This window comes from Ramlibacter sp. MMS24-I3-19 (assembly GCF_050320135.1).
Lineage (GTDB): Bacteria > Pseudomonadota > Gammaproteobacteria > Burkholderiales > Burkholderiaceae_C > Ramlibacter.
Genome location: NZ_CP190017.1, coordinates 388,860 through 414,657 on the forward strand (window position 1 = coordinate 388,860; position 25,798 = coordinate 414,657).

General features: G+C 67.7%; 17 protein-coding genes, 1 tRNA gene and 1 pseudogene. 9 read left to right on the top strand and 10 right to left on the bottom strand.

Annotated features, from left to right (window positions below; translation table 11 throughout):
* Window positions 1-177: 177 nt before the first annotated feature.
* From ACPWT1_RS01990 to ACPWT1_RS02000, 3 genes and pseudogenes are all read right to left on the bottom strand, one after another.
* A pseudogene (locus ACPWT1_RS01990) lies at window positions 178-938 on the bottom strand (sulfite exporter TauE/SafE family protein).
* 36 nt (window positions 939-974) lie between these two features.
* Complete coding sequence (locus tag ACPWT1_RS01995) at window positions 975-2,711, bottom strand: response regulator (RefSeq protein ID WP_427913759.1); 1,737 nt, start codon at window positions 2,709-2,711, stop codon at window positions 975-977.
* A 19-nt stretch (window positions 2,712-2,730) separates the two neighbouring features.
* Window positions 2,731-9,738: a HAMP domain-containing protein gene (locus ACPWT1_RS02000; protein ID WP_427915628.1), complete on the bottom strand. Its 7,008-nt coding sequence runs from the start codon at window positions 9,736-9,738 to the stop codon at window positions 2,731-2,733.
* A gap of 369 nt (window positions 9,739-10,107) precedes the next feature.
* Between ACPWT1_RS02000 and ACPWT1_RS02005 the strand changes: the two genes are divergently transcribed.
* The gene (locus ACPWT1_RS02005; RefSeq protein ID WP_427913760.1) at window positions 10,108-11,232 is read left to right on the top strand and encodes an NAD(P)/FAD-dependent oxidoreductase; all 1,125 of its coding nucleotides are present in this window, start codon (window positions 10,108-10,110) and stop codon (window positions 11,230-11,232) included.
* A gap of 194 nt (window positions 11,233-11,426) precedes the next feature.
* Entirely contained in the window at window positions 11,427-11,768 is a 342-nt protein-coding gene (locus tag ACPWT1_RS02010) for a hypothetical protein (RefSeq protein WP_427913761.1), read from the top strand.
* 83 nt (window positions 11,769-11,851) lie between these two features.
* Here the strand turns inward: ACPWT1_RS02010 and pcaF are convergent, their stop codons facing one another.
* From pcaF to ACPWT1_RS02035, 5 genes are all read right to left on the bottom strand, one after another.
* A complete protein-coding gene (gene pcaF / locus ACPWT1_RS02015) occupies window positions 11,852-13,057 on the bottom strand; it encodes a 3-oxoadipyl-CoA thiolase (protein ID WP_427913762.1) in 1,206 nt (401 codons plus the stop codon).
* Window positions 13,058-13,145: 88 nt separating this feature from the next.
* Window positions 13,146-13,883, bottom strand: coding sequence for a ribonuclease activity regulator RraA (locus ACPWT1_RS02020; protein WP_427915629.1), 738 nt, complete (start codon window positions 13,881-13,883; stop codon window positions 13,146-13,148).
* Between the two features lie 33 nt (window positions 13,884-13,916).
* Window positions 13,917-14,846 (bottom strand): dihydrodipicolinate synthase family protein, encoded by a 930-nt coding sequence (locus tag ACPWT1_RS02025; RefSeq protein WP_427913763.1) that lies wholly within the window; start codon window positions 14,844-14,846, stop codon window positions 13,917-13,919.
* 19 nt (window positions 14,847-14,865) lie between these two features.
* Window positions 14,866-16,905, bottom strand: coding sequence for a TRAP transporter permease (locus tag ACPWT1_RS02030; RefSeq protein ID WP_427913764.1), 2,040 nt, complete (start codon window positions 16,903-16,905; stop codon window positions 14,866-14,868).
* A 7-nt stretch (window positions 16,906-16,912) separates the two neighbouring features.
* A complete protein-coding gene (locus ACPWT1_RS02035; RefSeq protein ID WP_427913765.1) occupies window positions 16,913-17,866 on the bottom strand; it encodes a TAXI family TRAP transporter solute-binding subunit in 954 nt (317 codons plus the stop codon).
* 157 nt (window positions 17,867-18,023) lie between these two features.
* On the opposite strand from ACPWT1_RS02035, the gene ACPWT1_RS02040 reads away from it, so the two are divergent.
* Complete coding sequence (locus tag ACPWT1_RS02040; RefSeq protein ID WP_427913766.1) at window positions 18,024-19,775, top strand: IlvD/Edd family dehydratase; 1,752 nt, start codon at window positions 18,024-18,026, stop codon at window positions 19,773-19,775.
* Window positions 19,776-19,803: 28 nt separating this feature from the next.
* Window positions 19,804-20,238, top strand: coding sequence for a DUF1841 family protein (locus tag ACPWT1_RS02045; protein WP_427913767.1), 435 nt, complete (start codon window positions 19,804-19,806; stop codon window positions 20,236-20,238).
* Between the two features lie 72 nt (window positions 20,239-20,310).
* On the opposite strand, the gene ACPWT1_RS02050 is transcribed toward ACPWT1_RS02045, so the two are convergent.
* Window positions 20,311-21,045, bottom strand: a complete 735-nt coding sequence (locus ACPWT1_RS02050) for a c-type cytochrome (protein ID WP_427913768.1) — start codon at window positions 21,043-21,045, stop codon at window positions 20,311-20,313.
* An 87-nt stretch (window positions 21,046-21,132) separates the two neighbouring features.
* On the opposite strand from ACPWT1_RS02050, the gene ACPWT1_RS02055 reads away from it, so the two are divergent.
* From ACPWT1_RS02055 to ACPWT1_RS02075, 5 genes are all read left to right on the top strand, one after another.
* Window positions 21,133-21,987, top strand: coding sequence for an AAA family ATPase (locus ACPWT1_RS02055; RefSeq protein ID WP_427913769.1), 855 nt, complete (start codon window positions 21,133-21,135; stop codon window positions 21,985-21,987).
* 13 nt (window positions 21,988-22,000) lie between these two features.
* Window positions 22,001-22,594 (top strand): GNAT family N-acetyltransferase, encoded by a 594-nt coding sequence (locus ACPWT1_RS02060; RefSeq protein ID WP_427913770.1) that lies wholly within the window; start codon window positions 22,001-22,003, stop codon window positions 22,592-22,594.
* An 8-nt stretch (window positions 22,595-22,602) separates the two neighbouring features.
* Complete coding sequence (locus tag ACPWT1_RS02065; RefSeq protein ID WP_427913771.1) at window positions 22,603-23,532, top strand: CPBP family intramembrane glutamic endopeptidase; 930 nt, start codon at window positions 22,603-22,605, stop codon at window positions 23,530-23,532.
* Between the two features lie 7 nt (window positions 23,533-23,539).
* Entirely contained in the window at window positions 23,540-24,733 is a 1,194-nt protein-coding gene (locus ACPWT1_RS02070; RefSeq protein WP_427913772.1) for a vWA domain-containing protein, read from the top strand.
* Between the two features lie 184 nt (window positions 24,734-24,917).
* Window positions 24,918-24,992 (top strand) — tRNA-Arg (locus ACPWT1_RS02075).
* On the opposite strand, the gene ACPWT1_RS02080 is transcribed toward ACPWT1_RS02075, so the two are convergent.
* The gene (locus ACPWT1_RS02080) at window positions 24,959-25,696 is read right to left on the bottom strand and encodes an IclR family transcriptional regulator (RefSeq protein WP_427913773.1); all 738 of its coding nucleotides are present in this window, start codon (window positions 25,694-25,696) and stop codon (window positions 24,959-24,961) included. The two genes, ACPWT1_RS02075 and ACPWT1_RS02080, sit on opposite strands and share 34 nt — an antisense overlap.
* Window positions 25,697-25,798 lie beyond the last annotated feature (102 nt).

Below are 25,798 nucleotides of genomic sequence, written 5' to 3' on the forward strand. Positions count from 1 at the left end.
CCGGCTCGCGATCGTTAGGCCGCCCTTATCCCGCGGGCCGCACGCAGGCCCGGTCACCCTGCGCTTGTCGGGGAGGCTGCGTTCCGCCGGCTTCGGTGCGTGTCTGCTTTCCACGCCGCCGCATCCGCGGCCAGTGTGGCGCGATGCGCGCCACGGTCCTGTCGGCGCGGGCCGCGTTCAAGCCGCGATGAACCCGTCCCACACCAGCTTCACCCCGGTGAGCAGCATCCCGAGGTAGATCAGCCGGTAGAACAAGGTGGGCTGGATGCGGTGCGCGAGCCGCACGCCGATCGACACGCCCACGGGCGCGAGCGGCAGCAGCGCGATCGAGGTCGCGAGGTTGCGCAGGTCCAGCAGCCCCAGCCACGCGTAGGGAACCCACTTGCTCAGGTTCACGACGAAAAAGAACGCTGCCATCGTGGCCGTGAAGACCAGCGGCGGCAGCCGCATCGGGATCACATACGCGTTGACGGGCGGACCGCCCGCATGCGAGACGAAGCTGGTGAAGCCCGAGGTGACCGTCAGCAGCGCGCCGGCCACGAAGGCGGGTGCGGGCTGTCAGGCCGCGGCGGAAATGCCAGGCGCTGCGCGAGGAACAGCAGCGTGAAGACGCCCACGATGCCCGCGACGGTGTGCGCGTCGAGGAACCGGAACGACAGCGCGCCGACCACGGTGCCCACCAGGCCCAGCGGCACGAGGAAGCGCACCAGCTTCCAGTCGAAGTGGCGGCGGAACGCGGCGAGGCCCATCACGTCCATCACGAACAGGATGGGCATGAAGATCGCCGCGGCCTGCGGTACCGGGCAGGCCAATGCCATCAAGGGCACGGCGAGCGAGCCGAAGCCGGCGCCGAAGCCGCTCTTGCTGATGCCCATGAGCAGCACCGCCGGAACGGCGGCGGCGTAGAAGGCCGGATCGGTGATGAGCGGAAAGTCCAAGCCCGCAATTGTCGGGCCTGCACGCACGGAAATCGCTCAGCGCTGCCGCTGCGGCCCCTTGCGCTCGAGGCCAGCGGGTGCCGGCGGCAGCGACTCGATCAGGGCGGTGAGCTTGTCGATGTCGATCGGCTTGACCATGTGCAGGTCGAAGCCGCAGTCCTTCGACCGCTGCACGTCCTGCGGCTGTCCCCAGCCGGTGACCGCGACGATGGTGCGCGCCGCGCCGTGATGGGCCGCGCGCACGCGCCGGCAGACGTCGTAGCCGTTGATCTTGGGCATGCCGATGTCCAGCAGCACCAGCCGCGGGTCGAAGGCCTCGATCTCGCGCAGCGCGGCCTCGCCGTCGTGCACGTGCAGCACCTCGTGGCCCATCATCTCCAGCAGCATGGTGAGCGTGGCCGCGGCGTCGACGTTGTCGTCGGCGACCAGCACGCGCAGGCCCTTCGCGTTCGACGCCGTGGCCGCCGCGGGCGCAGGCGCGGACTCGATGGCGCGCACGGGCGACGCCAGCGGCAGCAGCACCTGGAACCGGCTGCCCTGCCCCGGGCCGTCGCTGTAGGCGCGCACCGTGCCGCCATGCATCTCCACCAGCTGGCGCGTCAGTGCCAGGCCGATGCCCAGGCCGCCGCGCGAGCGTTCCAGCGCCGCCTCGACCTGCGAGAACATCTCGAACACCGACTCCAGCCTGTCGGGCGGGATGCCGATGCCGTTGTCGCGGATGGTGACGCCCACCATGCCCCGCTCCAGCGCCACGCCGACCTCGATGCGGCCGCCGCGCTCGGTGTACTTGACGGCGTTGCTCAGGAGGTTGGTGAAGACCTGGGCGAGGCGGGTGCGGTCGCCGTCGACCACCAGCTGGCGATCCGGCTGCAGCACGACGAGTTCGTGTCCGGCCTCCTCGGCCATCGGGCGCACGGCCTCGACGGCGTCGGCCAACGCGTCGTTCAGCGCAAGCGGTTCCCGGCGCAGCTCGATGCGGCCGCGGCTGATGCGGCTGACGTCCATCAGGTCGTCGATCAGCCGGCTCAGCGACTGCACCTGCCGATCGATGAGGTCGGTGGCCCACTGCACCTTGTCCGCGCCGCCGCGTCGGATGATCTCCACCGCGCTGCGCACCGGTGCCAACGGGTTGCGCAGTTCGTGCGCGAGCGTGGCGAGGAACTCGTCCTTCTTCCGGTTGGCCTCGACCAGTTGTGCCTGGCTCAGTTCCAGCTCGCGCGTGCGATCTCGCACGCGCTGGTCGAGCGTCTCGTTCAATTCGCTCAGCCGGGCTTCGGCGAGGCGTCGGTCGGAGACCTCGTCGGAGAGCCGGCGGTTGGCGATCTCCAGCGCGCGGCCGCGCCGGTGCAGCTCGGCGAACACCGACACCTTGGAGCGCAGCACCGCCGGGTTGACGGGCTTCTGCAGGTAGTCGACCGCGCCCGTGCCGTAGCCTTCCAGGACGTGCTGGTCCTCGGTGTAGTAGGCACTGAGGAAGATGATCGGGATGCGGGCGGTCTTGCGCCGCTCCTTCACCAGCTGCGCCACCTCGAAGCCGTTCATGCCCGGCATGCGCACGTCCAGCACCAGCACGGCGAACTCCTCCGCCATCAGGGCCAGCAGGGCCTCCTCGCCCGACTTCGCCCGCACCAGCCGGTAGCCCGGATCGTCCAGGACGCTCTCGAGCACCGTCAGGTTCTTGGGCTCGTCGTCGACGATCAGGATGTTGACGGTCCGGTCGGCGATGTCGAGGTCGCCGAACTCGGTGTCCGGCGGGTTGCGGGGTGGGTTCATGTCTTGTCCACGGTACGGTTCAGCGGAACAGCCAAACGCGCATCAGTGACAACAGTTGGTCCGTGTTCACAGGCTTGGAAATGTAGTCGCTCGCGCCCGCGTCGAGGCACTTCTCGCGGTCGCCCTTCATGGCCTTGGCCGTCAGCGCCAGGATCGGCAGCGTGCGGAACGCAGGCTCCTTGCGGATCTCGCGCATGGTCTCGTAGCCATCCATCTCCGGCATCATGATGTCCATCAGGACCATCGCCAGGTCAGGGGTCTCCTTGATGATGTCGATGGCCTGGCGGCCGTTGGTGGCGCTGAGCACGACCACATCGTGGTTCTCCAGCACCGAGGTCAGCGCGAAGATGTTGCGCGCGTCGTCGTCCACCACCAGCACCTTGCGGTTCTGCAGCACCTCGGACGAGTTGTGCAGCCGCTCCAGCATCGCCTGCTTCTCCGGCGGCAGCTCGGTCACGACGCGGTGCAGGAAGAGCGCGGTCTCGTCCAGCAGCCGCTCGGGCGAGCGCACGTCCTTCAGCACGATGCTCTTGGCCATCAGGTTGAGGCGGTCCTCCTCCTTGCGGTTCAGGTCCTTGCCGGTGAACACGACCACCGGGATCTCGGCCAGCGCCGGATCCGCATGCACCTGCTCCAGCAGCTCGAAGCCCGTCATGTCGGGCAGCCGCAGGTCGAGCACCACGCAGTCGAAGGTCTGCTGGCGCAGCATGGCCAGGGCCACGTCACCGCGCCCGGCAGTCTCGATCTCGATGTCCGGGTGACCCAGCAGCTCGATGACGGCGTTGCGCTCGATCTCGTTGTCCTCGATCACCAGCAGCCGCTTGGTGCGTGGCAGGGTGAACTCCTTGAGCCGGTCCATCGCCTGCTCCAGCCCCGTCGTGGTGGGCTCCTTGAGCAGGTAGGCGAAGGCGCCGTGCGACAGCCCGTGCTGGCGCTCCTTCTCCACGCTGGTGATCTGCACCGGGATGTGGCGCAGCGCCGGGTCGAGCTTGAGCTGGTTGAGCACCGTCCAGCCCAGCATGTCGGGCAGGAAGATGTCCAGCGAGATCGCCGAAGGACGGAACTGCCGCGCGAGTGCCAGTCCGATGGCGCCCTTGTTGGCCACCAGGCCACGGAAACCCTTGTCGCGCGCCAGGCCCAGCAGGATGCGCGCGTAGTGCGGGTCGTCCTCGATGATCAGCAGCACGGTGTCACCGGGCACGATGACATCGCGGTCGTCGGGCACGTGCTCCTCGCGCGCCACCGGCAGTGCGAGCAGCGGCACGGTGGGCGCCGGCGCCGGGACCGTGCGCAGCGCGGTCGACGAATCCGGGCCGCCGTAGTGCAGCGGCAGGTACAGCGTGAAGGTGCTGCCCTGGCCGTGCACGCTGGACAGGCGGATCTCGCCGCCCAGCAGGATGGCCAGCTCGCGGCTGATGGCAAGGCCCAGGCCCGTGCCGCCGTACTTGCGCGAGGTGCCGGCGTCGGCCTGCTGGAACGCCTCGAAGATCAGGCGCTGCTTCTCGGGCGGCACACCGATGCCGGTGTCTTCGACCGCGAAGGCGATGACGTGGTGCGCGTGGCTGAGCACCGGATGCTCGGCGGACCAGCCGCCGTGCGCCAGGCCCACGCGCACTTCCACGTGGCCGCTGGAGGTGAACTTCACCGCGTTGGACAGCAGGTTCTTCAGGATCTGCTGCAGGCGCTTGGGGTCGCTGTCCATCGAGCGCGGCAGGTCGTCCGCGAAGAACACGCGAAGCGGCAGGTTCTTGGCTTCGGCCACGTGGCGGAAGTTGCGGTCGATGCTGTCGCGCAGCCAGTGGAAGGCGATCTCCTCGACGTCGACCGTCACCGTGCCCGACTCGATCTTGGACAGGTCCAGGATGTCGTTGATCAGGTTGAGCAGGTCGCTGCCCGAGGAGTTGATGTTGCGCGAGAACTCGATCTGCTTGGGGTTCAGGTTGCCCGCGGCGTTCTCGGCCAGCTGCTGCGACAGGATCAGGATCGAGTTGAGCGGCGTGCGCAGCTCGTGCGACATGTTGGCCAGGAACTCCGACTTGTACTTGGAGGTGAGCGCCAGTTCGGACGCCTTCTCCTCCAGCGCGCGGCGGGCCTGTTCCACCTCGGCGTTCTTGCGCTCGACCTCCTCGTTCTGCTGCGCGAGCAGGCGGGCCTTGGTGCCCAGCTCCTCGTTGGTCTGCTGCAGCTCGATCTGGCGCGATTGCAGTTCGGCGGTCAGCTGCTGCGATTGCGTGAGCAGGCCTTCCGTGCGCATCGTCGCCTCGATGGTGTTGAACACCGCGCCGATGCCCAGCGCCAGCTGGTCGAGGAAGTTCAGGTTCACGGGCGTGAACGGCTGCAGCGATGCCAGCTCGATGACGGCCTTGGTCTGGTTCTCGAACAGCACCGGCAGCACCACGACGCTGACGGTGCGCGCCTCGCCCAGGCTGGAGCTGATGCTCACGAAATCGGACGGCGCGTCGGTCAGCAGGATGCGGCGGTTCTCGATGGCGCACTGCCCCACCAGGCCTTCACCGAGCCCGATGGTGGGCGAGAGGCGCACGTTGCCCGACTGCGCATAGCTGGAGAGCAGCACGAGATGGCTCTCGCCCTCGCCCACCGAGCTGTTGTGGTAGATGCTGCCCTGGTGCGCGTGCACCAGCGGCGCGAGTTCGGACAGCAGCATCTTGCCCACAGTCGACAGCTCGCGCTGGCCCTGCAGCATGCCAGTGAAGCGCGCCAGGTTGGTCTTGAGCCAGTCCTGCTCGCGGTTCGACTCGGTCGTCTCGCGCAGGTTGGAAATCATCGTGTTGATGTTGTCCTTCAGCTCGGACACCTCGCCGCGCGCTTCCACCTGGATCGACCGCGTCAGGTCGCCCTTGGTCACCGCCGTCGCTACTTCGGCGATGGCTCGCACCTGCGTCGTGAGGTTGGCGGCCAGCAGGTTCACGTTGCCGGTCAGGTCCTTCCACGTGCCGGCCGCGCCGGGCACGTGCGCCTGCCCGCCGAGCCGGCCTTCCACGCCCACCTCGCGCGCCACGTTGGTCACCTGGTCGGCGAACGTGGCCAGCGTGTCGGTCATGCCGTTGATGGTGTCGGCCAGCGCCGCCACCTCGCCCTTGGCCTGCACCGTCAGGCGTTGCGACAGGTTGCCGTTGGCGACCGCGGTCACGACCTTCACGATGCCCCGCACCTGCTCGGTGAGGTTGGAGGCCATGAAGTTCACGTTGTCCGTCAGGTCCTTCCAGGTGCCGCCCACGCCGGCCACCTGGGCCTGGCCACCGAGCTTGCCCTCGGTGCCGACCTCGCGGGCCACGCGCGTCACCTCGCCGGCGAATCCGTTCAGCTGGTCCACCATCGTGTTGATCGTGTTCTTCAGCTCCAGGATCTCGCCCTTCACTTCCACGGTGATCTTGCGGTTCAGGTCACCGCGCGCCACGGCCGTCGTCACCTCGGCGATGTTCCGCACCTGCGAGGTGAGGTTCGAGCCCATGGTGTTGACGGAGTCGGTCAGATCCTTCCAGGTGCCGGCCACGCCGGGCACCACGGCCTGCACGCCCAGGCGGCCTTCGGTGCCCACCTCGCGCGCCACGCGCGTCACTTCGGAAGCGAACGAGCGCAGCTGCTCCACCATGGTGTTGATGGTTTCCTTCAGCTGGAGAATCTCGCCGCGCACGTCCACCGTGATCTTCTTGGACAGGTCGCCATTGGCCACCGCGATCGTCACTTCGGCGATGTTGCGCACCTGGCCGGTGAGGTTCGACGCCATCGAGTTCACGTTGTCGGTCAGGTCCTTCCACGTGCCGGCCACGCCGGGCACCATGGCCTGGCCGCCCAGCTTGCCCTCGGACCCCACCTCGCGCGCCACCCGCGTCACTTCGGAGGCGAAGGCGGAGAGCTGGTCGACCATCGTGTTGATGGTTTCCTTCAGCTGCAGGATCTCGCCCTTCACGTCCACCGTGATCTTGCGCGACAGGTCGCCGCGCGCGATGGCCGTGGCGACGTCGGCGATGTTCCGCACCTGGCCGGTGAGGTTGTTGGCCATGGAGTTCACGTTGTCCGTGAGGTCCTTCCACGTGCCTGCCACGCCCGGCACGACGGCCTGGCCGCCCAGCTTGCCTTCGGTGCCGACTTCGCGCGCGACGCGCGACACCTCGGCCGCGAAGGAGCGCAGCTGGTCCACCATGGTGTTGATGGTTTCTTTCAGCTCCAGGATCTCGCCGCGCACGTCCACGGTGATCTTCTTGGACAGGTCGCCGTTGGCCACGGCGATGGTCACGTCGGCGATGTTGCGCACCTGGTTGGTGAGGTTCGACGCCATCGAGTTGACGTTGTCGGTCAGGTCCTTCCACGTGCCGGCCACGCCGGGCACCTGCGCCTGGCCGCCGAGGCGGCCTTCGGTTCCCACCTCGCGCGCCACGCGGGTCACTTCGCCGGCGAACGCGTTCAGCTGGTCCACCATCGTGTTGATGGTTTCCTTCAGCGCCAGGATCTCGCCCTTCACTTCCACCGTGATCTTGCGCGAGAGGTCGCCGCGGGCGATGGCCGTCGCCACGTCCGCGATGTTGCGCACCTGGCCCGTGAGGTTGGACGCCATGAAGTTCACGTTGTCCGTCAGGTCCTTCCAGGTGCCCGCGATGCCGGGCACCTGCGCCTGGCCGCCGAGCTTGCCTTCGGTGCCCACCTCGCGCGCGACGCGCGTCACTTCGGAGGCGAAGCCGTTGAGCTGGTCCACCATCACGTTGATGGTGTTCTTCAGCTCCAGGATCTCGCCCTTCACTTCCACCGTGATCTTGCGCGAGAGGTCACCCCGCGCCACGGCCGTCGTCACTTCCGCGATGTTGCGCACCTGACCCGTCAGGTTGTTCGCCATCGAGTTGACGTTGTCGGTCAGGTCCTTCCAGGTGCCCGCCACGCCGCGCACCTGCGCCTGGCCACCGAGCTTGCCCTCCGAGCCCACCTCGCGGGCCACCCGCGTCACTTCGGACGCGAAGCCGTTCAGCTGGTCGACCATGGTGTTGAGCGTGTTCTTCAACTCCAGGATCTCGCCCTTCACGTCCACCGTGATCTTCTTGGACAGGTCGCCGTTGGCCACCGCGGTTGCCACCTCGGCGATGTTGCGGACCTGGCCCGTGAGGTTCGACGCCATCGAGTTGACGTTGTCGGTCAGGTCCTTCCACGTGCCGGCCACGCCAGGCACCTGCGCCTGGCCACCGAGCTTGCCTTCCGAACCCACTTCGCGCGCCACCCGGGACACTTCGCCGGCGAAGCCATTGAGCTGGTCCACCATCGTGTTGATGGTGTTCTTCAATTCGAGGATTTCGCCGCGCACGTCCACGGTGATCTTCTTGGAGAGGTCACCCCGCGCCACGGCGGTCGTCACTTCCGCGATGTTCCGCACCTGGCCCGTGAGGTTCGAAGCCATGAAGTTCACCGAGTCGGTGAGGTCCTTCCACGTGCCGGCCACGCCGGGCACCTGCGCCTGGCCGCCGAGCTTGCCTTCGGTACCCACTTCGCGCGCCACGCGCGTCACTTCCGACGCGAAGCCGTTCAGCTGGTCGACCATCGTGTTGATGGTGTTCTTCAGCTCCAGCACCTCGCCGCGCACGTCCACGGTGATCTTCTTGGACAGGTCGCCGTTGGCCACCGCGGTGGTCACCTCGGCGATGTTCCGCACCTGGCCCGTGAGGTTGGACGCCATGAAGTTCACGTTGTCCGTCAGGTCCTTCCAGGTGCCGGCCACGCCTTCCACCGCGGCCTGGCCACCGAGCTTGCCCTCGGTGCCCACCTCGCGCGCGACCCGCGACACCTCGCCCGCGAACGCGTTCAGCTGGTCCACCATGGTGTTGATGGTCTGCTTCAGCTGGAGGATCTCGCCCTTCACTTCCACGGTGATCTTGCGCGAGAGGTCGCCGCGCGCGATGGCCGTGGCCACGTCCGCGATGTTGCGCACCTGGCCCGTGAGGTTGGACGCCATCGAGTTGACCGAGTCGGTCAGGTCCTTCCAGGTGCCGGCAATGCCCGGCACGAAGGCCTGGCCGCCCAGCTTGCCTTCGGTACCCACTTCACGCGCCACGCGCGTCACCTCGGACGAGAAGCCGTTCAGCTGGTCGACCATCGTGTTGATGGTTTCCTTCAGCTCCAGGATCTCGCCCTTCACGTCCACCGTGATCTTGCGCGACAGGTCGCCGCGCGCCACGGCCGTCGTCACCGTCGCGATGTTCCGCACCTGCGAGGTGAGGTTGTTGGCCATGGAGTTCACGGAGTCCGTGAGGTCCTTCCAGGTGCCGGCCACGCCAGGCACCACGGCCTGCCCACCGAGGCGGCCGTCGGTGCCCACCTCGCGCGCCACGCGCGTCACTTCCGAGGCAAACGAGCGCAGCTGGTCCACCATGGTGTTGGTGGCTTCCTTCAGCTGGAGAATTTCCCCGCGCACGTCCACCGTGATCTTCTTGGACAGGTCGCCGTTGGCCACCGCGATCGTCACTTCCGCGATGTTGCGCACCTGGGCCGTCAGGTTGCCGGCCATCTGGTTCACCGAATCGGTCAGGTCCTTCCACACGCCCGACACGTTCTTCACCTGGGCCTGGCCGCCCAGCTTGCCCTCGGTGCCCACCTCGCGCGCGACGCGGGTCACCTCGTTGGTGAACACCGCCAGCTGCTCGATCATGCTGTTGACCAGCTTGGCGGAGCGAAGGAATTCACCTTTCAGCGGCCTGCCGTCGACCTGCAGTTCCATCGACTGGCCCAGGTCGCCCTTCGCGACCGCGCCGATCGTGCGGGCGATGTCGGTCGTCGGACGCACCAGGTCGTCGATCAGCGTGTTCAGCGAATTCACCTGGTCGGCCCAGCCGCCCACCGCGCCGGGCGTGGCGATCCGCTGGGTCAGCCGGCCTTCGCGGCCTACGGTGTTGGACAGGCGCGCGGCCTCGGTGGTGATGCGCTGCGCATTGACGATGCAGAGGTTGAACGCCTCGGCGATGCGGCCGTCGGTGCCGCCCCACGTGACGGGGAGGCGTGCGGAGAATTCGCCGCCCGCGAACGCCATCAGCGCCGCCAGGATCTGGCGCGATTGCGCCTCGGCCTCGGCGTTGTCCCGGGTCTGGATCGGTTGCACCCCGTTGGGCTTGGAGATCGAAGCGGCGCCGTTCGCCGTCTTCGAGGCTTTCTTCTTGGTGGTCGTCGTGCTGTTGTCCATGGATGCGAGCTCCGAAGGCGAACAAAAAGCCCGCACGCGGCGAGCTCGACAAAATTCGGGGAAGGAAAGACAGTGGCTCGTCCGTTCGAGCCGTGGCCGTAGAGTTTGGCGGTTCTGTCCGACGGGCAGTGTAGGACAGCTCCGACTGTGAGCATGCTACCGACGAATTGATGCAAGCAGTCGTAGGGGTGGCCCCGACAGAATTCACAATCCGCTCCCATGGATCGAGTCGAAGCGGTGGTTGTTGGCGCAGGTGTTGTTGGGCTCGCGGTGGCGCGGCAGCTGGCCTTGATGGGCCGGGAAGTCCTGGTGCTCGAAGCGGCCGATGGCATCGGCACCGGCACGAGCTCACGCAACAGCGAGGTCATCCACGCCGGGATCTACTACCCGGCCGGGTCCCTCAAGGCCCGCCTGTGCGTGCAGGGCAAGCAGCTGCTCTACATGTACTGCCAGGAACGCGGCATTCCCCACCGGCGCTGCGGCAAGCTGCTGGTGGCCACGGACCTGGGCCGCGCCGCGGCCCTGCCGGGCATCGTGGCGCGAGCGGCAGTGAACGGGGTGCCTGACCTGCAACTGCTCACGCGCGAGCAGGCGCAGGCCCTCGAGCCCGCCATCGAGTGCGTGGCCGCTGCGCTGTCGCCCAGCACGGGCATCGTCGACAGCCATGCCTTCATGCTGGCGCTGCAGGGTGACCTGGAGAACGCCGGCGGCCTCGTGGCCTTGCACACCCGTGTCGAGCAGGCGCGCACGAGCGCCGAAGGCATCGTGCTGCGCACCGCCGACGGCAGCGAGCTGCTCACCAGCGTGCTGGTGAATGCGGCCGGCCTGGAGGCGCCGGCGCTCGCAAGCCGCATCGAAGGTCTCGCCGCGCGTCACGTCCCACGCGCGTTCTATGCCAAGGGAAACTATTTCACGCTGAGCGGCCGTGCGCCCTGCTCGCGGCTCGTGTACCCGGTCCCGGATCCTCATGCGCACCTGGCCGGCCTCGGCGTGCACCTCACCATCGACCTCGGGGGCCAAGCCAAGTTCGGACCCGACGTGCAGTGGGTGCCGTCGCTCGACGCGCCGGGCGTGTGGCAGGTGGATCCCGCACGCGCGCCCCTGTTCGAAGCCGAGATCCGCGCGTACTGGCCGGGCCTGCCCGCCGGCGCCCTGCAGCCCGGCTACGTCGGCGTGCGGCCCAAGATTTCAGGACCCGGCGAGCCGGCCGCCGACTTCGTGGTGCAGGACGCCGCAGTGCACGGGATCGGGGGCCTCGTTAACCTTTTCGGTATCGAATCGCCGGGCTTGACCAGTGCGATGGCCATCGCGGAGCTGGTTGCAACACGCCTGGAAGCGGCATGACTTGGCAACGTGGGCGCGGTCGGCTCCATTCATGCGCCGCGGGCGGCCGCTGATCCGCGCCTGAAACGCCGGATTCACCGCCGGTCCGGGGCTCAATTCCGGCCATCGGTTACAACTTGTGACGGCGCTGTTACGGCTCGTAACCTTCATCCCACAGCGAATCCACGCTGCCGTGAATCCACCGAGGAGCCGAGATGATGAAAGCCCGCCGCATTCTTCTGATCACGTCCGCCTGCCTGGCCTTGCTGGCTCCGGCACTCGGGACCGCCGCCGAATCCGACGCCGATGCCTATGAACAGGCCGTGGCGCAATACCACCAGGGCCGCTGGGCCGATGCCTACGGGCGCTTCATCGCGCTGGCCAACGGGGGCGACGCCGATGCCGCCCGCACGGCGCTGTTCATGTATCGCTACGGCCCGCAGCTCTACAACGCCCATTGGGACGCGATGCCGGTCGAGGTGCAGCGTTGGGAACGCCTGGCCGCGTCGAGCCAGGGACGCGGCACGCCGGTGTTCCAGCCGGTCGCAGCGCGCTGAGCCTTCCGGCGTTCCGTCGCGGGACGCCCCTCTCCGCGAGCAGCCTGCAACTACCACCGTTGCGGCTGCTTGTGCCTTGAGGCTCAGACGCGCTCGAGGATCACCGCGATGCCCTGGCCCACGCCGATGCACATCGTGCACAGCGCGTAACGGCCGCCGGCGCGGTGCAGCTGGTTCACCGCGGTGGTGGCCAGCCGCGCACCCGATGCGCCCAGGGGATGCCCGAGCGCGATGGCGCCGCCGTTCGGATTGACGCGCGGATCGTCGTCCTTCAAGCCCAGCATCCGCAACACCGCCAGGCCTTGGGCCGCGAAGGCCTCGTTCAACTCGATCACGTCGATCTGCTCGAGCTTGAGGCCGGTAAGCGCCAGCACCTTCTGCGTCGCCGGCGCCGGGCCGATGCCCATCACGCGCGGCGCCACGCCGGCCGTGGCCATTCCCACGACGCGTGCGCGCGGCGTGAGCCCATGCCGCGCCGCCGTGCCCTCGTCGGCCAGCAGCAGCGCGCAGGCGCCGTCGTTGACGCCGCTGGCATTGCCCGCCGTGACCGTGCCATCCGGCCGCACCACGCCCTTGAGCCTGGCCAGTGCCTCCAGCGAGGTCTCGCGCGGGTGCTCGTCCTTGTCGACCACGAGCGGATCGCCCTTCTTCTGCGGGATCGTCACCGGCGTGATCTCGCCAGCGAAGAAGCCGGCCTTCTGCGCCGCCACCGCCTTCATCTGCGAGGCCAGTGCCATGCGGTCCTGCGCCTCGCGCTCGATGCGATGCTCGACGGCGACGTTCTCCGCCGTCTCGGGCATGGAGTCGACGCCGTACTGCTCCTTCATCCGCTTGTTCACGAAGCGCCAGCCGATGGTGGTGTCGTACACCGCATTGCTGCGCGAGAAGGCGCTCTCGGCCTTGGGCATCACGAACGGCGCGCGGCTCATGCTCTCGACGCCGCCGGCGATCATCAGCGTCGCCTCGCCGGCCTTGATGGCGCGCGCGGCGCTGCCCACCGCATCGAGGCCCGATCCGCACAGGCGGTTGATCGTGGCGCCCGGCACGTCGATCGGCAGGCCCGCCAGCAGCGATGCCATGTGGGCGACGTTGCGGTTGTCCTCGCCCGCCTGGTTGGCGCAACCGTAGAGAACGTCCGTCAGCGCCTGCCAGTCGACCTTGGGGTTGCGCGCCATCAGCGCCTGGATCGGGATGGCGCCAAGGTCGTCGGTGCGAACGGAGGACAGCGCGCCGCCGTAACGGCCGAAGGGCGTGCGGATCGCATCGCAGATGAAGGCTTGCTTGGTCATGGGAACAGCTCCAGGTCCGGTCGGCCCGCCATCATCGGCAGGCCGCGACATTTTCCAGTTGCGCGGGCGACACCCGCGAGACCAGGGTTCAGATCTTGCCGCTGGCCTTGTCGGCCTCGTAGCGGGCCTTGGCCTCGGCGTTGGCCGGATAGAGGCCGGGCAGCGGCACGCCGCGGTCGACCTCCTTCATGATCCAGCCCTCCAGGCGCTCCTGCTCGGGCGCATGCTCCAGCACGTGGTCGAGCAGCGCGGATGGGACCAGCACCGCGCCGTCGTCGTCGCACACCATCACGTCACCCGGGAACACGGCGACGCCGCCGCAGGCGATCGGCTGCTGCCACGCGGTGAAGGTCAGGCTGGTGACGGAGGCGGGCGCCGCCGCGCCACTGCACCACACGGGCAGGTTGGTGCCCAGCACGCCATGCAGGTCGCGCACAACGCCATCGGTGACCAGCGCGGTGATGCCGCGCTTGGCCATGCGTGCGCAGAGGATGTCGCCGAAGATGCCCGCGTCCTGCACGCCCATGGAATCGACCACGGCGATGCAGCCGGCCGGCATGTCCTCGATCGCCGCGCGGGTGGAGATCGGCGAGCCCCAGGATTCGGGGGTCGCCAGGTCTTCGCGCGCGGGCACGAACCGCAGCGTGAACGCGCGGCCCACCAGGCGCGGCTGGCCGCTGCGGATGGGACGCGCGCCACGCAGCCACACGTTGCGCAGGCCCTTCTTGAGCAGCACCGTGGTGAGGGTTGCGGTGGTCACCTGCGACAGCGTCTCGACGACCTTCGCGTCGAGCGACATCGTCGCCGGTGCGGGAACCGGGGGCATGGCCATGAAGAAAACTCCGTGGTTCGTGAGGCGTCAGCCCAGCTCGTTCAGGCGTTTGTCCTGGCGACGCACCAGGCGGGCGATGTCGGCGACGTCCTGCGCCGACAGTTTGGGCCCGGGCTTGCGCACCGCGGCCGACGCGATGACGCCGCGCTGCTGGAACAGGTGCTTGCGCACCGCCAGCCCGATGCCGGCCTGCTGCTCGTACTTGGCCAGCGGCAGGTAGGCGTCGAAGACGTCATGCGCGAGCTCGACGTCGCCACGCGCATGCGCAGCGACCACGTCCACCATCATCTCCGGATAGGCGAAGCCGGTCATGGCGCCGTCGGCGCCGCGCGTGAGCTCCTCGGGCAGGAACAGGCCGCCGCCGTTGCCGGTGAGGATGGACACGCGGCGCGCGTCACCCTTGTCGCTGGCCGCGCGGATGGCCGACAGCTTGTTCAGCCCCGGCCAGTCCTCGTGCTTGAGCATCACGCAGTGCGGCGAGTTCTTCATGATGCGCAGTTCGACCGCGGCCGAGATCTGCACACCCGTGGCCACCGGATGGTCCTGCAGGCACCAGGGCACGGCGCCCAGCGTCTCGTTGACCATGTCGAAGTACGCCACGATCTGGTCGTCGGTCCGCACGGTCGAGGGCGGCGCCACCATCACGCCGGACGCGCCGATGTCCATCACCGCCTTGGTGAGCTCGCCCATCGCGGCGAATCCCGGCGACGAGACGCCCACCACGATCGGCACCCGGCCGGCCACACGTTGCACCACCTGGCGCGCGAACGTCCTGGATTCCTCGGCGGTGAGCTTGGTGGCCTCGCCCATGATGCCCAGGATGGTCAGGCCGGTGACGCCCTTCTCCAGGCAGAAGTCCACCATGCGATCGGTGCTCGCGAGGTCGAGCGCACCGCTGTCGGTGAACGGGGTGACGGTGATGAGGTAGACGCCTCTGGCGGACGTGTCGAAAGTCATCGGTACTTCTCTTTCGGTGTCAGGCTGGTTGCAGCGGCGGCCGCCGCAGCACCTGCATCAGGGCCACGACGATCACCAGCGAGATGCCGGCGATGTCGGCGACCCACCCAGGATACGCGAGCAGGAAGCCGGCCACGATCAGCAGCACGCGCTCGATGCGGCTGGTGCGGCGCAGGGCCCAGCCCTGGAAGCCGGCCGCCAGCGCCGCGATGCCGAGCGCGCACGTGATTGTCACCTCGGCGATCGACCACCAGTTCGCGTTGGCCAGTGCCTTGAACGACCCCATGAGCAGCAGGCCCTGGCCGCTGGGATCGAGCACGAACATGAACGGCACGAGGAACGCAGGCACCGTGTACTTCCAGCACTGCATGGTCGTCTTGTACGGATCGCCGCCGGTGATGGCCGCGGCCGCGAACGGCGACAGTGCCGTCGGCGGCGACACCTCGGACAGCACCGCGTAGTAGAAGATGAACATGTGCGCCGCGAAGTCGGGCACGCCCAGCTTGGTGAGCGCGGGCGCGGCGATGACGGCGCAGATGATGTACGACGCCGTCACCGGCACCGCCAGGCCGATGATCCACACGACCAGCGACGTGAAGACGGCCGTCAGCAGCAGCGAGCCGCCGGCGTACGCGATCACGATCGAGCTGAACTTCAGGCCCAGGCCGGTGAGCGTGACCACGCCGACGATCAGGCCGGCGCCGGCGCAGGTGGCCGCGACGTTCAGCACGCCGATCGAGCCGCCTTCCATCGCCTTCATGAACGGCGTCTCGAGGAAGCGCCGCCCCAGGTTCCCGCCCTGGCGGAAGAAGTCGCGCGGGATCAGCGCCGTGTCGGCGCGCAGGAAGCTGGTGACGAACGACACCACCGTGGCCCAGAACACCGACAGCACCGGGGAGAAGCCCCAGAGCATGAAGATGATGATGGACACCAGCGACAGGAAGTGGAACCAGTACTTGCGCGTGAGGTTCCACACCGTGTCCACCTTCGCGATGGTGGTGTCGTGCATGCCGAACTTGCGCGCGTCGATCTCGACCATCAGGAACAGCGCGAAGTAGAACAGCAGCGTGGGGATGCACGCCATCAGCAGCACGTCGAGGTACGAGATCTTCAGGAACTCGGCGATCAGGAACGCGGCCGCGCCCAGCACGGGCGGCGAGATGATGGCGCCCAGCCCGCCCGCTGCCAGCAGCCCGCCGGCGGCGTTCTTCTCGTAGCCCACCTTGGCCAGCATCGGGTAGGCCACCGAGCCCAGCGTCACCGTCGTCGCCACGCCCGAGCCCGAAGGACCGCCGAGCAGGAACGAGGCCAGCACCACCGTGCGACCGGCGCCGGTGGGCTTGCCGCCCATCGCGGAGAACGAGAAGTCGATGTAGAACTTGCCCGCGCCCGAGTACTGCAGGAAGGCGCCGAAGATCGTGAACAGGATGATCAGCGACGAGGACACATCGACGGCCGAGCCGAAGATGCCCTCGAGCGTCATGTACATGAAGCCGACCAGCCGGCTGATCTCGTAGCCCTTGTGCGTCCAGGGTGCGGGCAGGTACTGCCCCGCCAGCGCATAGGCGATGAAGCCGCAGCAGATGGCCGGCATGATCCAGCCCGCCGTGCGCCGCATGGCCTCGAGGATCAGCACGATCAGCGCGACGCCGAAGACCACGTCCCAGGTCTCGGGCGAGGTGTTGCGGTCCATCATGTCGTCGCCGCCCTGGACCAGGTAGGCGATCGACGCCACCGCCACCAGGGCGGCGATCCAGTCCCACCACATGATGCGGTGGCGCCAGCGCGGCGCCACCGGGAACACGAGGAAGCAGAGGAACAGCACGAAGGCCACGTGCACCGGGCGCAGGGTCTGCGTGGGCACGATGGCATAGGCGGTGTACAGGTGGAACACCGACATGCCGACGGCGACCAGCGTGACGAAGATCGCCAGCCAGCCGCGCAGCTTGTTGGAGGCGCCCTCCTCCTGCTCGATGTACTCCTCGGCCTTCTGCAGGGCCGTCTCGCTGACGGCCTCGCTGACGGCGACCGATTCAGCCGTCGGATGGGACTGAGTCATGCCGGGTTCAGTTGAGCTTGATGCCCTTTTCGGCGAAGTACTTCACCGCGCCCGGGTGCCAGGGCACCGGGGTGGCGTCCTTCTTCTGGTTCTCCAGCTTGAAGTTCTCGGCTTCCTTGTGGACCGCGACGATCTCGGGCTTGTGGTCGAAGATGGCCTTGACGATGTTGTAGGCGGTCTTCTCGTCCATGTTCTGGTTGGCCACCAGGATGTTCTGCACCGTGGCCTGCTTGTTGTCGGCGTCCATGCCCTTGTACGTGCCCTTGGGAATGACGTCCTGCACGTACAGGTTGCCGTACTTCTTGTTCATCGCCGGCACCAGGTCGGCGTGGTCGATCATCTTGATCGTGGTGCCCGGCGTGCTGGCCAGGTCCGACACCGCGGCGGTGGGCAGGCCACCGACCCAGAAGAAGGCGTCGATCTTGCCGTCCTTGATGGCGTTGACCGATTCGGCGGCGCCTAGGCGCTCGCGCTTGAGGTCCTTGTCCTTGTCCATGCCGGCGGCCTCGATCAGGCGGAACGCCATCACTTCGGTGGCGCTGCCGGGCGAGCCGGTGGACACCCGCTTGCCCTTCAGGTCGGCGAACTTGCTGATGCCGCGGCCGTCAACCGTCACGACGTGCATGCGGTTCGGGTACAGGACCATCAGCGTGCGCAGCGGCACCTTGTGGCTCTTGAACTTTTCCTGGCCCATGAACGCTTCCTGCGCGGCATCGGACATCGAGAAGCCCACGTAGGGCTTGCCGCTGTCGATCAGCTTGAGGTTGTCGACCGAGCCGCCGGTCACCTCGGCCGTCGCCTGCATGCCGGGCACGTACTTGGACAGCACGGCGGCCATGCCTCCCCCCATCGGGTAGTACACGCCGCCAGTGCCGCCGGTGGCGATGGAGATGTTCTGGGCGAAGGCCGCGAAGCCGACGAAGGCCAGCAGCGCCAGGAATGCCAAACGTATGGTCTTCAAGATCTTGTCTCCGAATAAGAAAGCACTCACGCGGCTGCCCCCAAGGCAGCGCGGCCCATTCTGTCCCGCGTTAGCATGCAATGGTCTCCAGATTTACCAGCACTCCGGCCTGGTGCGCGCGCTGCATGATCGGCCGCCCAGTCCGCATTTCCTTCCCATGAGCCAACCATCCTCCGAGAAGAAAGACACCCCGCCCAGCGGCATGCGCAAGGGCCTGACGAGCTATGGCGACGAAGGCTTCTCGCTGTTCCTGCGCAAGGCCTTCATCAAGGGCGCCGGGTACACCGATGCGGCACTCGACCGGCCCGTGATCGGCATCACCTCGACCGGCAGTGCCTACAACCCGTGCCACGGCAACATGCCGCAGCTGCTGGAGGCGCTCAAGCGCGGGATCATGCTGGCCGGCGGCCTGCCGATGGAATTCCCGACGATCTCGCTGCACGAGAGCTTCGCGTCGCCCACCAGCATGTACCTGCGCAACCTGATGGCGATCGACACCGAGGAACTGGTGCGTGCACAGCCGATGGATGCGGTGGTGCTCGTCGGCGGTTGCGACAAGACCGTTCCCGCGCAGCTGATGGGCGCTGCTTCGGCCGGGGTGCCGGCGGTGCAGCTGATCACCGGCTCCATGCTCACCGGCTCGCACCGGGGAACGCGTGTCGGCGCGTGCACGGATTGCCGCCGCTACTGGGCGCGCTTCCGTGCGCAGGAGATCGACGACGCGGAGATCGCGGACGTGAACGACCAGCTGGTGTCCAGCGTGGGAACCTGCTCCGTGATGGGCACGGCCAGCACCATGGCCTGCATCGCCGAAGTCATGGGCATGACCGTGCCCGGCGGTGCGTCGCCGCCGGCGGTGACGTCGGACCGCATGCGCGTGGCGGAGGAGACGGGCCGCATCGCCGTGAAGGTCGCGCGCGAGCGGCTCACCATCGACAAGATCCTCACGCCGCACGCCTTCGAGAACGCGCTGCGCGTGCTGCTGGCCATCGGCGGATCGACCAACGCCATCGTGCACCTGGCCGCCATCGCCGGCCGCCTGGGCTGGGAACTGGACCTGCGTGGACTGGATCGCCTGGGCCGCGAGACGCCGGTGCTGCTGGACCTGAAGCCCACGGGCGAGCACTACATGGAGGACTTCCACCACGCCGGCGGCATGGCGACGTTGATGCGCGCCATGAAGCCGCTGCTGCACCTGGACGCGCTTACCGTGACGGGCCGCACGCTGGGCGAGGAACTCGAAGCCGCGGGCCCCGCCTTCGCGCAGGACGTCGTGCGCCCGCTCGAGCGGCCCATCCATCCGCAGGGCAGCATCGCCGTGTTGTGGGGCAACCTCGCGCCGGGGGGCGCCATCGTCAAGCAGTCCGCGGCCGATCCGAAGCTGGTGGAGCACGAAGGCCGCGCGGTGGTGTTCGAGAACGCAGCCGACCTGGCCGCGCGGATCGACGACCCGGCGCTGGACGTCACCGCCGACGACGTGCTGGTGCTCAAGCGCATCGGCCCCAAGGGCCATCCCGGCATGCCGGAGGCTGGCTACCTGCCGATCCCTTCCAAGCTGGCGCGCCAGGGCGTCAAGGACATGCTGCGCATCAGCGATGGCCGCATGAGCGGCACGGCGTTCGGCTCCATCGTGCTGCACGTGACGCCGGAGGCGGCCATCGGAGGCCCGCTGGCCTTGGTGCGCAACGGGGACCGCATCCGCATCAGCCTGTCCAAACGCGAGCTGTCGCTGCTGGTGAGCGACGAGGAACTGGCGGCGCGCCGGGCCGCAGAACCGGTGACGGTGCCGACGGCCGAGCGCGGCTACCGCAAGCTGTTCCTGGAGACCGTGACGCAGGCCGACCGCGGCGTGGACTTCGACTTCCTGGCCGCGCCGGCGATGCGCGGGAAGGTGCCACAGGCGAAGTAGCCGCGAGGCCGCGTGCTACGCTGGCCGCATGTTCAATCCCTCGCAGGAAGACGTCCGCCGCTTCTTCACCGGCGTGCATGCGAAGGCGCGCGCCGGCCAGCCGCTGGACGCGCTGGAGACGCTCGCCAGCCAGTGGCTGCAGGAGCATCCGGAGTACGACAGGGACATGGCCGATGCGGATGCCGCGGTCGCGCGCGTGTACGACGGCAATGACGGACAGGCCAATCCGTTCCTGCATCTGGCGATGCACCTGTCGATCAGCGAGCAGTGCTCGATCGACCAGCCGCGCGGGATCCGGCAGGCGGTGGAACTGCTGGCCGCGCGCCGCGGCTCGCTGCACGACGCGCACCACGAGGCCATGGACTGCCTGGGCCAGATGCTGTGGGAGAGCCAGCGGTCCGGTCGGCCGCCCGACGGGCAGGCCTACATCGATTGCGTGCAGCGACGCGCCACCAAGGACTGAGACCAGAAACAAAGAGGCCCGCGTTGCGGGCCTCTTCCTTGTGGTTCAACGGCGCCTCGAGCGCCGGGGCGCTCAATCCGCCTTGTGGAACCGGCTCTCCGGCACGGTCTTCACATCGCCGTCGAGCGAGCCGATGTAGTCGGCAATGGCCTTCAGTTCGGCGTTGCTGAACTGCTTGGCAATACCGCCCATGATGGCGTTGCTGCGGCCGACGGCGGCGTTGTTGCTGGTCTTGTAGGCCTTCAGCGCGACGAACAGGTAGTCACTGTGCTGGCCGGCGATCTTGGGATAGTTGGGCGCGATCGGCTTGGAGAAGTTGGAGCCATGGCACGACACGCAGGCAGCCTTCTGCAGCAGCGCGGCGACCTGCGAGTTCGGCTCCTCGTTCGGCTTGTCGCCAAGCTTGGAACCGCCTTCGAGGCCCAGCTTGCTGTAGTAGCCGGCGATGTCCTTGATGTCCTGGTCGGACAGCGCGTCGGCGATGCCGCGCATGGTGGGGTGCTTGCGTTCACCGCCCTTGTATTCGTTGAGGGCGGCCTCGATGTAGCCGGCGCTCTGGCCCGCGATCTTGGGCACCTTGTGCACCTCGGGGAAGCTGGCCTGGTAGCCCGGGATGTTGTGGCACCCGAGGCACATCGCGATCTTCGCCTGCAGCGAAGCCGGGCCGGCGGGCACCGAGCCTTTCGCCGGCGCCGCGGCGTCGGGCTTCGCGTTGGGAGCGCCTGCAGGGGCGGGCGCCTGCGCGTGGGCGAAACCGGTCGCGGAAGCGACAACCAGGGTCAGAAGCGTGGACAGCAGCTTGTTCATTTTGCGCGCACAATCGACGAGCGTCGTTTCCGAATCAACCAACCATTATAGGGGTCGGACCTCTGCAGTTCCCGTCCCGCGCCTCCGATGAAATTCCAGGGATCCCAGAACTACGTCGCCACGCAGGACCTGATGCTGGCGGTGAACGCGGCCATCACGCTCAAGCGCCCGCTGCTGGTCAAGGGTGAACCGGGCACCGGCAAGACGATGCTGGCCGAGGAGGTGGCCCAGGTCCTCGGCATGCCGCTGCTGCAGTGGCACATCAAGTCCACCACCAAGGCGCAGCAGGGCCTGTACGAATACGACGCGGTGAGCCGGCTGCGCGATTCGCAGCTCGCGGACATCGAAGGATCGCAGCGGGTCAAGGACATCCACAACTACATCGTCAAGGGCGTGCTCTGGCAGGCCTTCTCGGCCGAGCAGCCGGTCGCGCTCCTGATCGACGAGATCGACAAGGCCGACATCGAATTCCCGAACGACCTGCTGCGCGAGCTGGACCGAATGGAGTTCCACGTCTACGAGACGCGCGAGATGGTCAAGGCGCGGCACCGGCCGCTGGTGTTCATCACCTCCAACAACGAGAAGGAACTGCCCGACGCTTTCCTGCGGCGCTGCTTCTTCCACTACATCAAGTTCCCCGATGCCGACACGATGCGCAGGATCGTGGACGTGCACTTCCCGCACCTGAAGAAGGAACTGCTCACGGCGGCGATGAAGACCTTCTACGACGTGCGCAACCTGCCCGGCCTGAAGAAGAAGCCCAGCACGTCCGAGCTGCTCGACTGGCTCAAGCTCCTGGTGGCCGAGGACATCCCGCTGGAGGCGCTGCAAAGCCAGGACGAGAAGGTGGCCGTGCCACCGCTCGTGGGCGCGCTGCTGAAGAACGAACAGGACGTCACGCTGTTCGAGAAGCTGGTGTTCATGCAGCGGCACAACCGCTGACCAGCCGGCAGCGATGCGCAAGCCGGAGCCGGTGACCCTGGAGCGCGGCGGCATTCGCCTGCTGCCGATGGAGCGGCGCCACGCGCCCGACCTGGCCGCCGCCGCGCGCGACGGCGAACTCTGGACGCTGCGGGTCACGTCGGTGCCTGCGCCCGGCGAAGAAGCCGCGTACGTCGACACCGCGCTCAAGGGCTACGCCGACGGGCACATGCTGCCGTTCGTGGCCCAGGACCTGGCGAGCGGCCGCATCCTGGGCACCACCCGGTACCACGACATCGTGCCGGCCGTGGAGCGGCTGGAGATCGGCTACACGTGGTACGCGAAGTCGGTGCAGCGATCGCACGTCAACACCACGTGCAAACTGCTGCTCATGGCGCATGCGTTCGAGACTCTCGGTGCGCGCCTGGTGGGCTGGCGCACCGACAACTACAACTTCGCCAGCCAGAAGGCGATCGAACGCCTGGGCGCGAAGAAGGACGGCGTGCTGCGCCACCACGCCCTGCGCCGCGACGGCACCGTGCGCGACACCGTCATGTACAGCCTCACGGCAGCCGAGTGGCCCGAAGTGAAGGCGCACCTGACCTACCAGCTCGAACGTCCACGATGACCCAGGCCTTGGCTTTCCGGACCCCGGACGATGCTTCCAGCGTGAAGCGGCGGGCGCTGTACTCGCCCGTGGCGCGCGCCGTCCTGTTCGGCCTCATCGTCGTCGCGATCGGCTTCGCCCTGCGGACCGGGCTGGCCATGATTGGCGTGGTGGGGCCGAACGTGACGCGCATGTGGGGCATCAGTGCCGCGCTGATGATGTACCTGCTGACGTCCATCACCGCGTACCTGGTCGTCACCCGGCTGGTCGAAGGGCGCTGGCCCAAGGAACTCCTTCGTGGCCGCCGGCTGCTGCCCGATGTCGCCATCGGCCTCCTCTGCGGCGCGGCGTACATCAGTGCCTGCGCCGGCGCGCTGTGGCTGGCGGGCGCCTACACCGTCGTCGGCGTGCGCCCGGACATCCAGTTCGCTGGCCTCCTGCTCGTCACCGGCGTCGGTGCGGGCGTGTTCGAGGAGATCGTGTTCCGCGGCGTGCTGTTTCGCATGATCGAGGAAGGGCTGGGCACCTGGGCCGCCCTGCTCGGCTCGGCGCTCCTCTTCGGATTCGTGCACATCGCCAATCCCGGTGCCACCGCGTGGAGTTCGATCGCCATCGCCATCGAGGCCGGCCTGCTGCTGGGGATGGCCTACCACGTCACGCGGTCGCTGCCGCTGTGCATGGGCATCCACGCCGCCTGGAACTTCACGCAGGGCGCGGTCTATGGCTCGCCGGTGTCGGGGCTGCCGACGAAGAACTCGTGGCTCATCCCGCAGTTCAGCGGCCCGGAATGGCTCACCGGTGGTGCGTTCGGCTTCGAAGCCTCGGTGGTGTCCGCCGGCATCGGGCTGGCGATCGCCGCCGCGCTGGTGCTGGTGGCCCAGCGGCGCGGCACGCTGGTGCCCTGGCGGCCCAACCGCAGCGCGCCCGCGTACCATGGCGTGCAGGCCCCGGCCACCTGAGCCGATCATGCTGATCGATTTCTTCTACACGCTGCGCAGCGCCAAGCTGCCGGTCTCGGTCAAGGAGTACCTCACGCTGTTGGAGGCCGTGCAGGCCGGCGTGGTCGGGCCGCACAGTGCCGAAGGCGGCTACGCCATCGACGACTTCTACTACCTCGCCCGCGCGGCACTGGTGAAGGACGAGAAGCACTACGACAAGTTCGACCGCGCCTTTGCCGCCTACTTCAAGGGCGTGGAGATGCTGGCCGACTTCAGCAAGGACCTGCCGCTCGAGTGGCTGCGCAAGAACCTCGAGCTCGAACTCTCGCCGGAGGAGAAGGCGAAGATCGAGAAGATGGGCTGGGACGAGCTCATGGAAACGCTGAAGAAGCGCTTCGAGGAGCAGAAGGAGCGGCACGAAGGCGGCAGCAAGATGATCGGCACCGGCGGCACGTCGCCGTTCGGGGCTTATGGCGTCAATCCGCAGGGCATCCGCATCGGCCAGGACAGGAGCCGCAACAAGAGCGCGGTGAAGGTGTGGGACCAGCGCGCGTACAAGGACTACGACGACACCCAGGAGCTGGGCACGCGCAACATCAAGATCGCGCTGCGCCGGCTGCGCAAGTTCGCGCGCGAGGGCGCCGAGGAAGAACTAGACCTCGACGACACCATCAGGTCCACGGCCGCCAACGCGGGGTACCTGGACATCAGGATGGTGCCGGAGCGGCACAACAACGTGAAGGTGCTGCTGCTGATGGACGTGGGCGGCACGATGGACGAACACATCCACCGCGTCGAGGAGATGTTCTCGGCCGCCAAGGCGGAGTTCAAGCACCTCGAGTTCTATTACTTCCACAACTGCGTCTACGACTTCATGTGGAAGAACAACCGGCGGCGCTTCTCCGAGAAGTTCCCGACGCTGGACATCATCCGCAAGTACAACAAGGACTACAAGCTGGTGTTCGTCGGCGACGCCACCATGAGTCCGTACGAGATCCTGCAGCCGGGTGGCAGCGTCGAATACAACAACGAGGAAGCCGGTGCCGAGTGGCTGCAGCGCCTGACGCAGGCGTTCCCCAAGTTCGCGTGGATCAACCCCGAGCCCCAGGGTGTGTGGCAGTACCGCCAGAGCATCAGCGTCATCCAGCAGTTGATGAACGGGCGTATGTACCCGCTCACCATCAAGGGCCTCGAGGAGGCCATGCGGCTGCTGTCCAAGTAGAAGCGCACGCGTTGCACCGCGCCGAGCTCGCCTCATGAACAGAACACACGGCCCTGCGCGCGCGAAAGCGCGAAGCGGTTGCCCCTCTCCTCCCTCCGCTTGGCGGAGGGAGGTCGGGAGGGAGGTGCCGTCAGTTCGGCCGGAACGGCGGCGCCAGGGCGCGCCATACAATGGCGCGCACGCCGCCGCCGTAGTTCAATGGATAGAACGAGCGCCTCCTAAGCGCTAGATGTGGGTTCGATTCCCGCCGGGGGCGCCACCAAGTCCTTCGCTCAATCGCGCAGCCGCCTTGCGCACGGCGTGCAGGAAGCTCGGCCGCCTGCGCGAAGTCGGCATCGTCAGGGTGACGGCGCCCACCAACTGGCCATCCGCGCCGAACACCGGCGCCGAGATTCCCGTGAGGTCCTTGACGCGGTCTCCATCGAGCATGGCGTAGCCCTGCTTGCGGATCCCGTCGTACACGCTGCCCTTCGCGCCGCTGAAGGCGCAAAGCACGCGCCCCCCGGCTCCCCGGTCCAACGGCAGCAAGTCACCTGCCTTCGTGTGGTCGCGCACGAGGTGCGGCGAGTCGACCCGATAGAGGCAGAGCCGCTCGTCGGCCTGGCGCACATGGAACGCGGCGCTTTCCTGCGTCTGTTCCACGAGCTGGCGCAGGACGGGCATGACCTCGCCTTCCAGGGAGAACGAGCCGGTGAAGACGGCGTGCAGCCGCGCGACCTCGGGTCCGAGTGCGTACGTTCCACTCTCCTGCCGCACCACGAGCCGCGCGTGCTCCAGTGACGAAAGCAGCCGGAGCACGGTGCTCTTGTAGAGCCTCGTTCGCTCCGCCAGCACCGCCAGCGTCAGCGCGCGGTCTCCACGGTGGAATGCCGCGAGCAAGGACATCGCGCGGTCCACCGCCGCGACCCCGCCAGGAGCGGAGTTCTCGTCCGCAAGCGACGACTCAGCGGCCTTTCTCGGCATCGGCAACCCCTTCGATGGAACACGTGCCACACAACCCTGGCCTTGACCGGATCGATGGCCAATCGGTATGATTTTAGAACTGCATTCTATCCTACGGAACGC

Coding starts and splice junctions, on each gene's coding strand:
- ACPWT1_RS01995 (WP_427913759.1), bottom strand. CDS start 2,711: ATGAACCCACCCCGCAACCCGCCGGACACCGAGTTCGGCGACCTCGAC.
- ACPWT1_RS02000 (WP_427915628.1), bottom strand. CDS start 9,738: ATGGCGTTCGCGGGCGGCGAATTCTCCGCACGCCTCCCCGTCACGTGG.
- ACPWT1_RS02005 (WP_427913760.1), top strand. CDS start 10,108: ATGGATCGAGTCGAAGCGGTGGTTGTTGGCGCAGGTGTTGTTGGGCTC.
- ACPWT1_RS02010 (WP_427913761.1), top strand. CDS start 11,427: ATGATGAAAGCCCGCCGCATTCTTCTGATCACGTCCGCCTGCCTGGCC.
- pcaF (WP_427913762.1), bottom strand. CDS start 13,057: ATGACCAAGCAAGCCTTCATCTGCGATGCGATCCGCACGCCCTTCGGC.
- ACPWT1_RS02020 (WP_427915629.1), bottom strand. CDS start 13,883: ATGCCCCCGGTTCCCGCACCGGCGACGATGTCGCTCGACGCGAAGGTC.
- ACPWT1_RS02025 (WP_427913763.1), bottom strand. CDS start 14,846: ATGACTTTCGACACGTCCGCCAGAGGCGTCTACCTCATCACCGTCACC.
- ACPWT1_RS02030 (WP_427913764.1), bottom strand. CDS start 16,905: ATGACTCAGTCCCATCCGACGGCTGAATCGGTCGCCGTCAGCGAGGCC.
- ACPWT1_RS02040 (WP_427913766.1), top strand. CDS start 18,024: ATGAGCCAACCATCCTCCGAGAAGAAAGACACCCCGCCCAGCGGCATG.
- ACPWT1_RS02045 (WP_427913767.1), top strand. CDS start 19,804: ATGTTCAATCCCTCGCAGGAAGACGTCCGCCGCTTCTTCACCGGCGTG.
- ACPWT1_RS02050 (WP_427913768.1), bottom strand. CDS start 21,045: ATGAACAAGCTGCTGTCCACGCTTCTGACCCTGGTTGTCGCTTCCGCG.
- ACPWT1_RS02055 (WP_427913769.1), top strand. CDS start 21,133: ATGAAATTCCAGGGATCCCAGAACTACGTCGCCACGCAGGACCTGATG.
- ACPWT1_RS02060 (WP_427913770.1), top strand. CDS start 22,001: ATGCGCAAGCCGGAGCCGGTGACCCTGGAGCGCGGCGGCATTCGCCTG.
- ACPWT1_RS02070 (WP_427913772.1), top strand. CDS start 23,540: ATGCTGATCGATTTCTTCTACACGCTGCGCAGCGCCAAGCTGCCGGTC.
- ACPWT1_RS02080 (WP_427913773.1), bottom strand. CDS start 25,696: ATGCCGAGAAAGGCCGCTGAGTCGTCGCTTGCGGACGAGAACTCCGCT.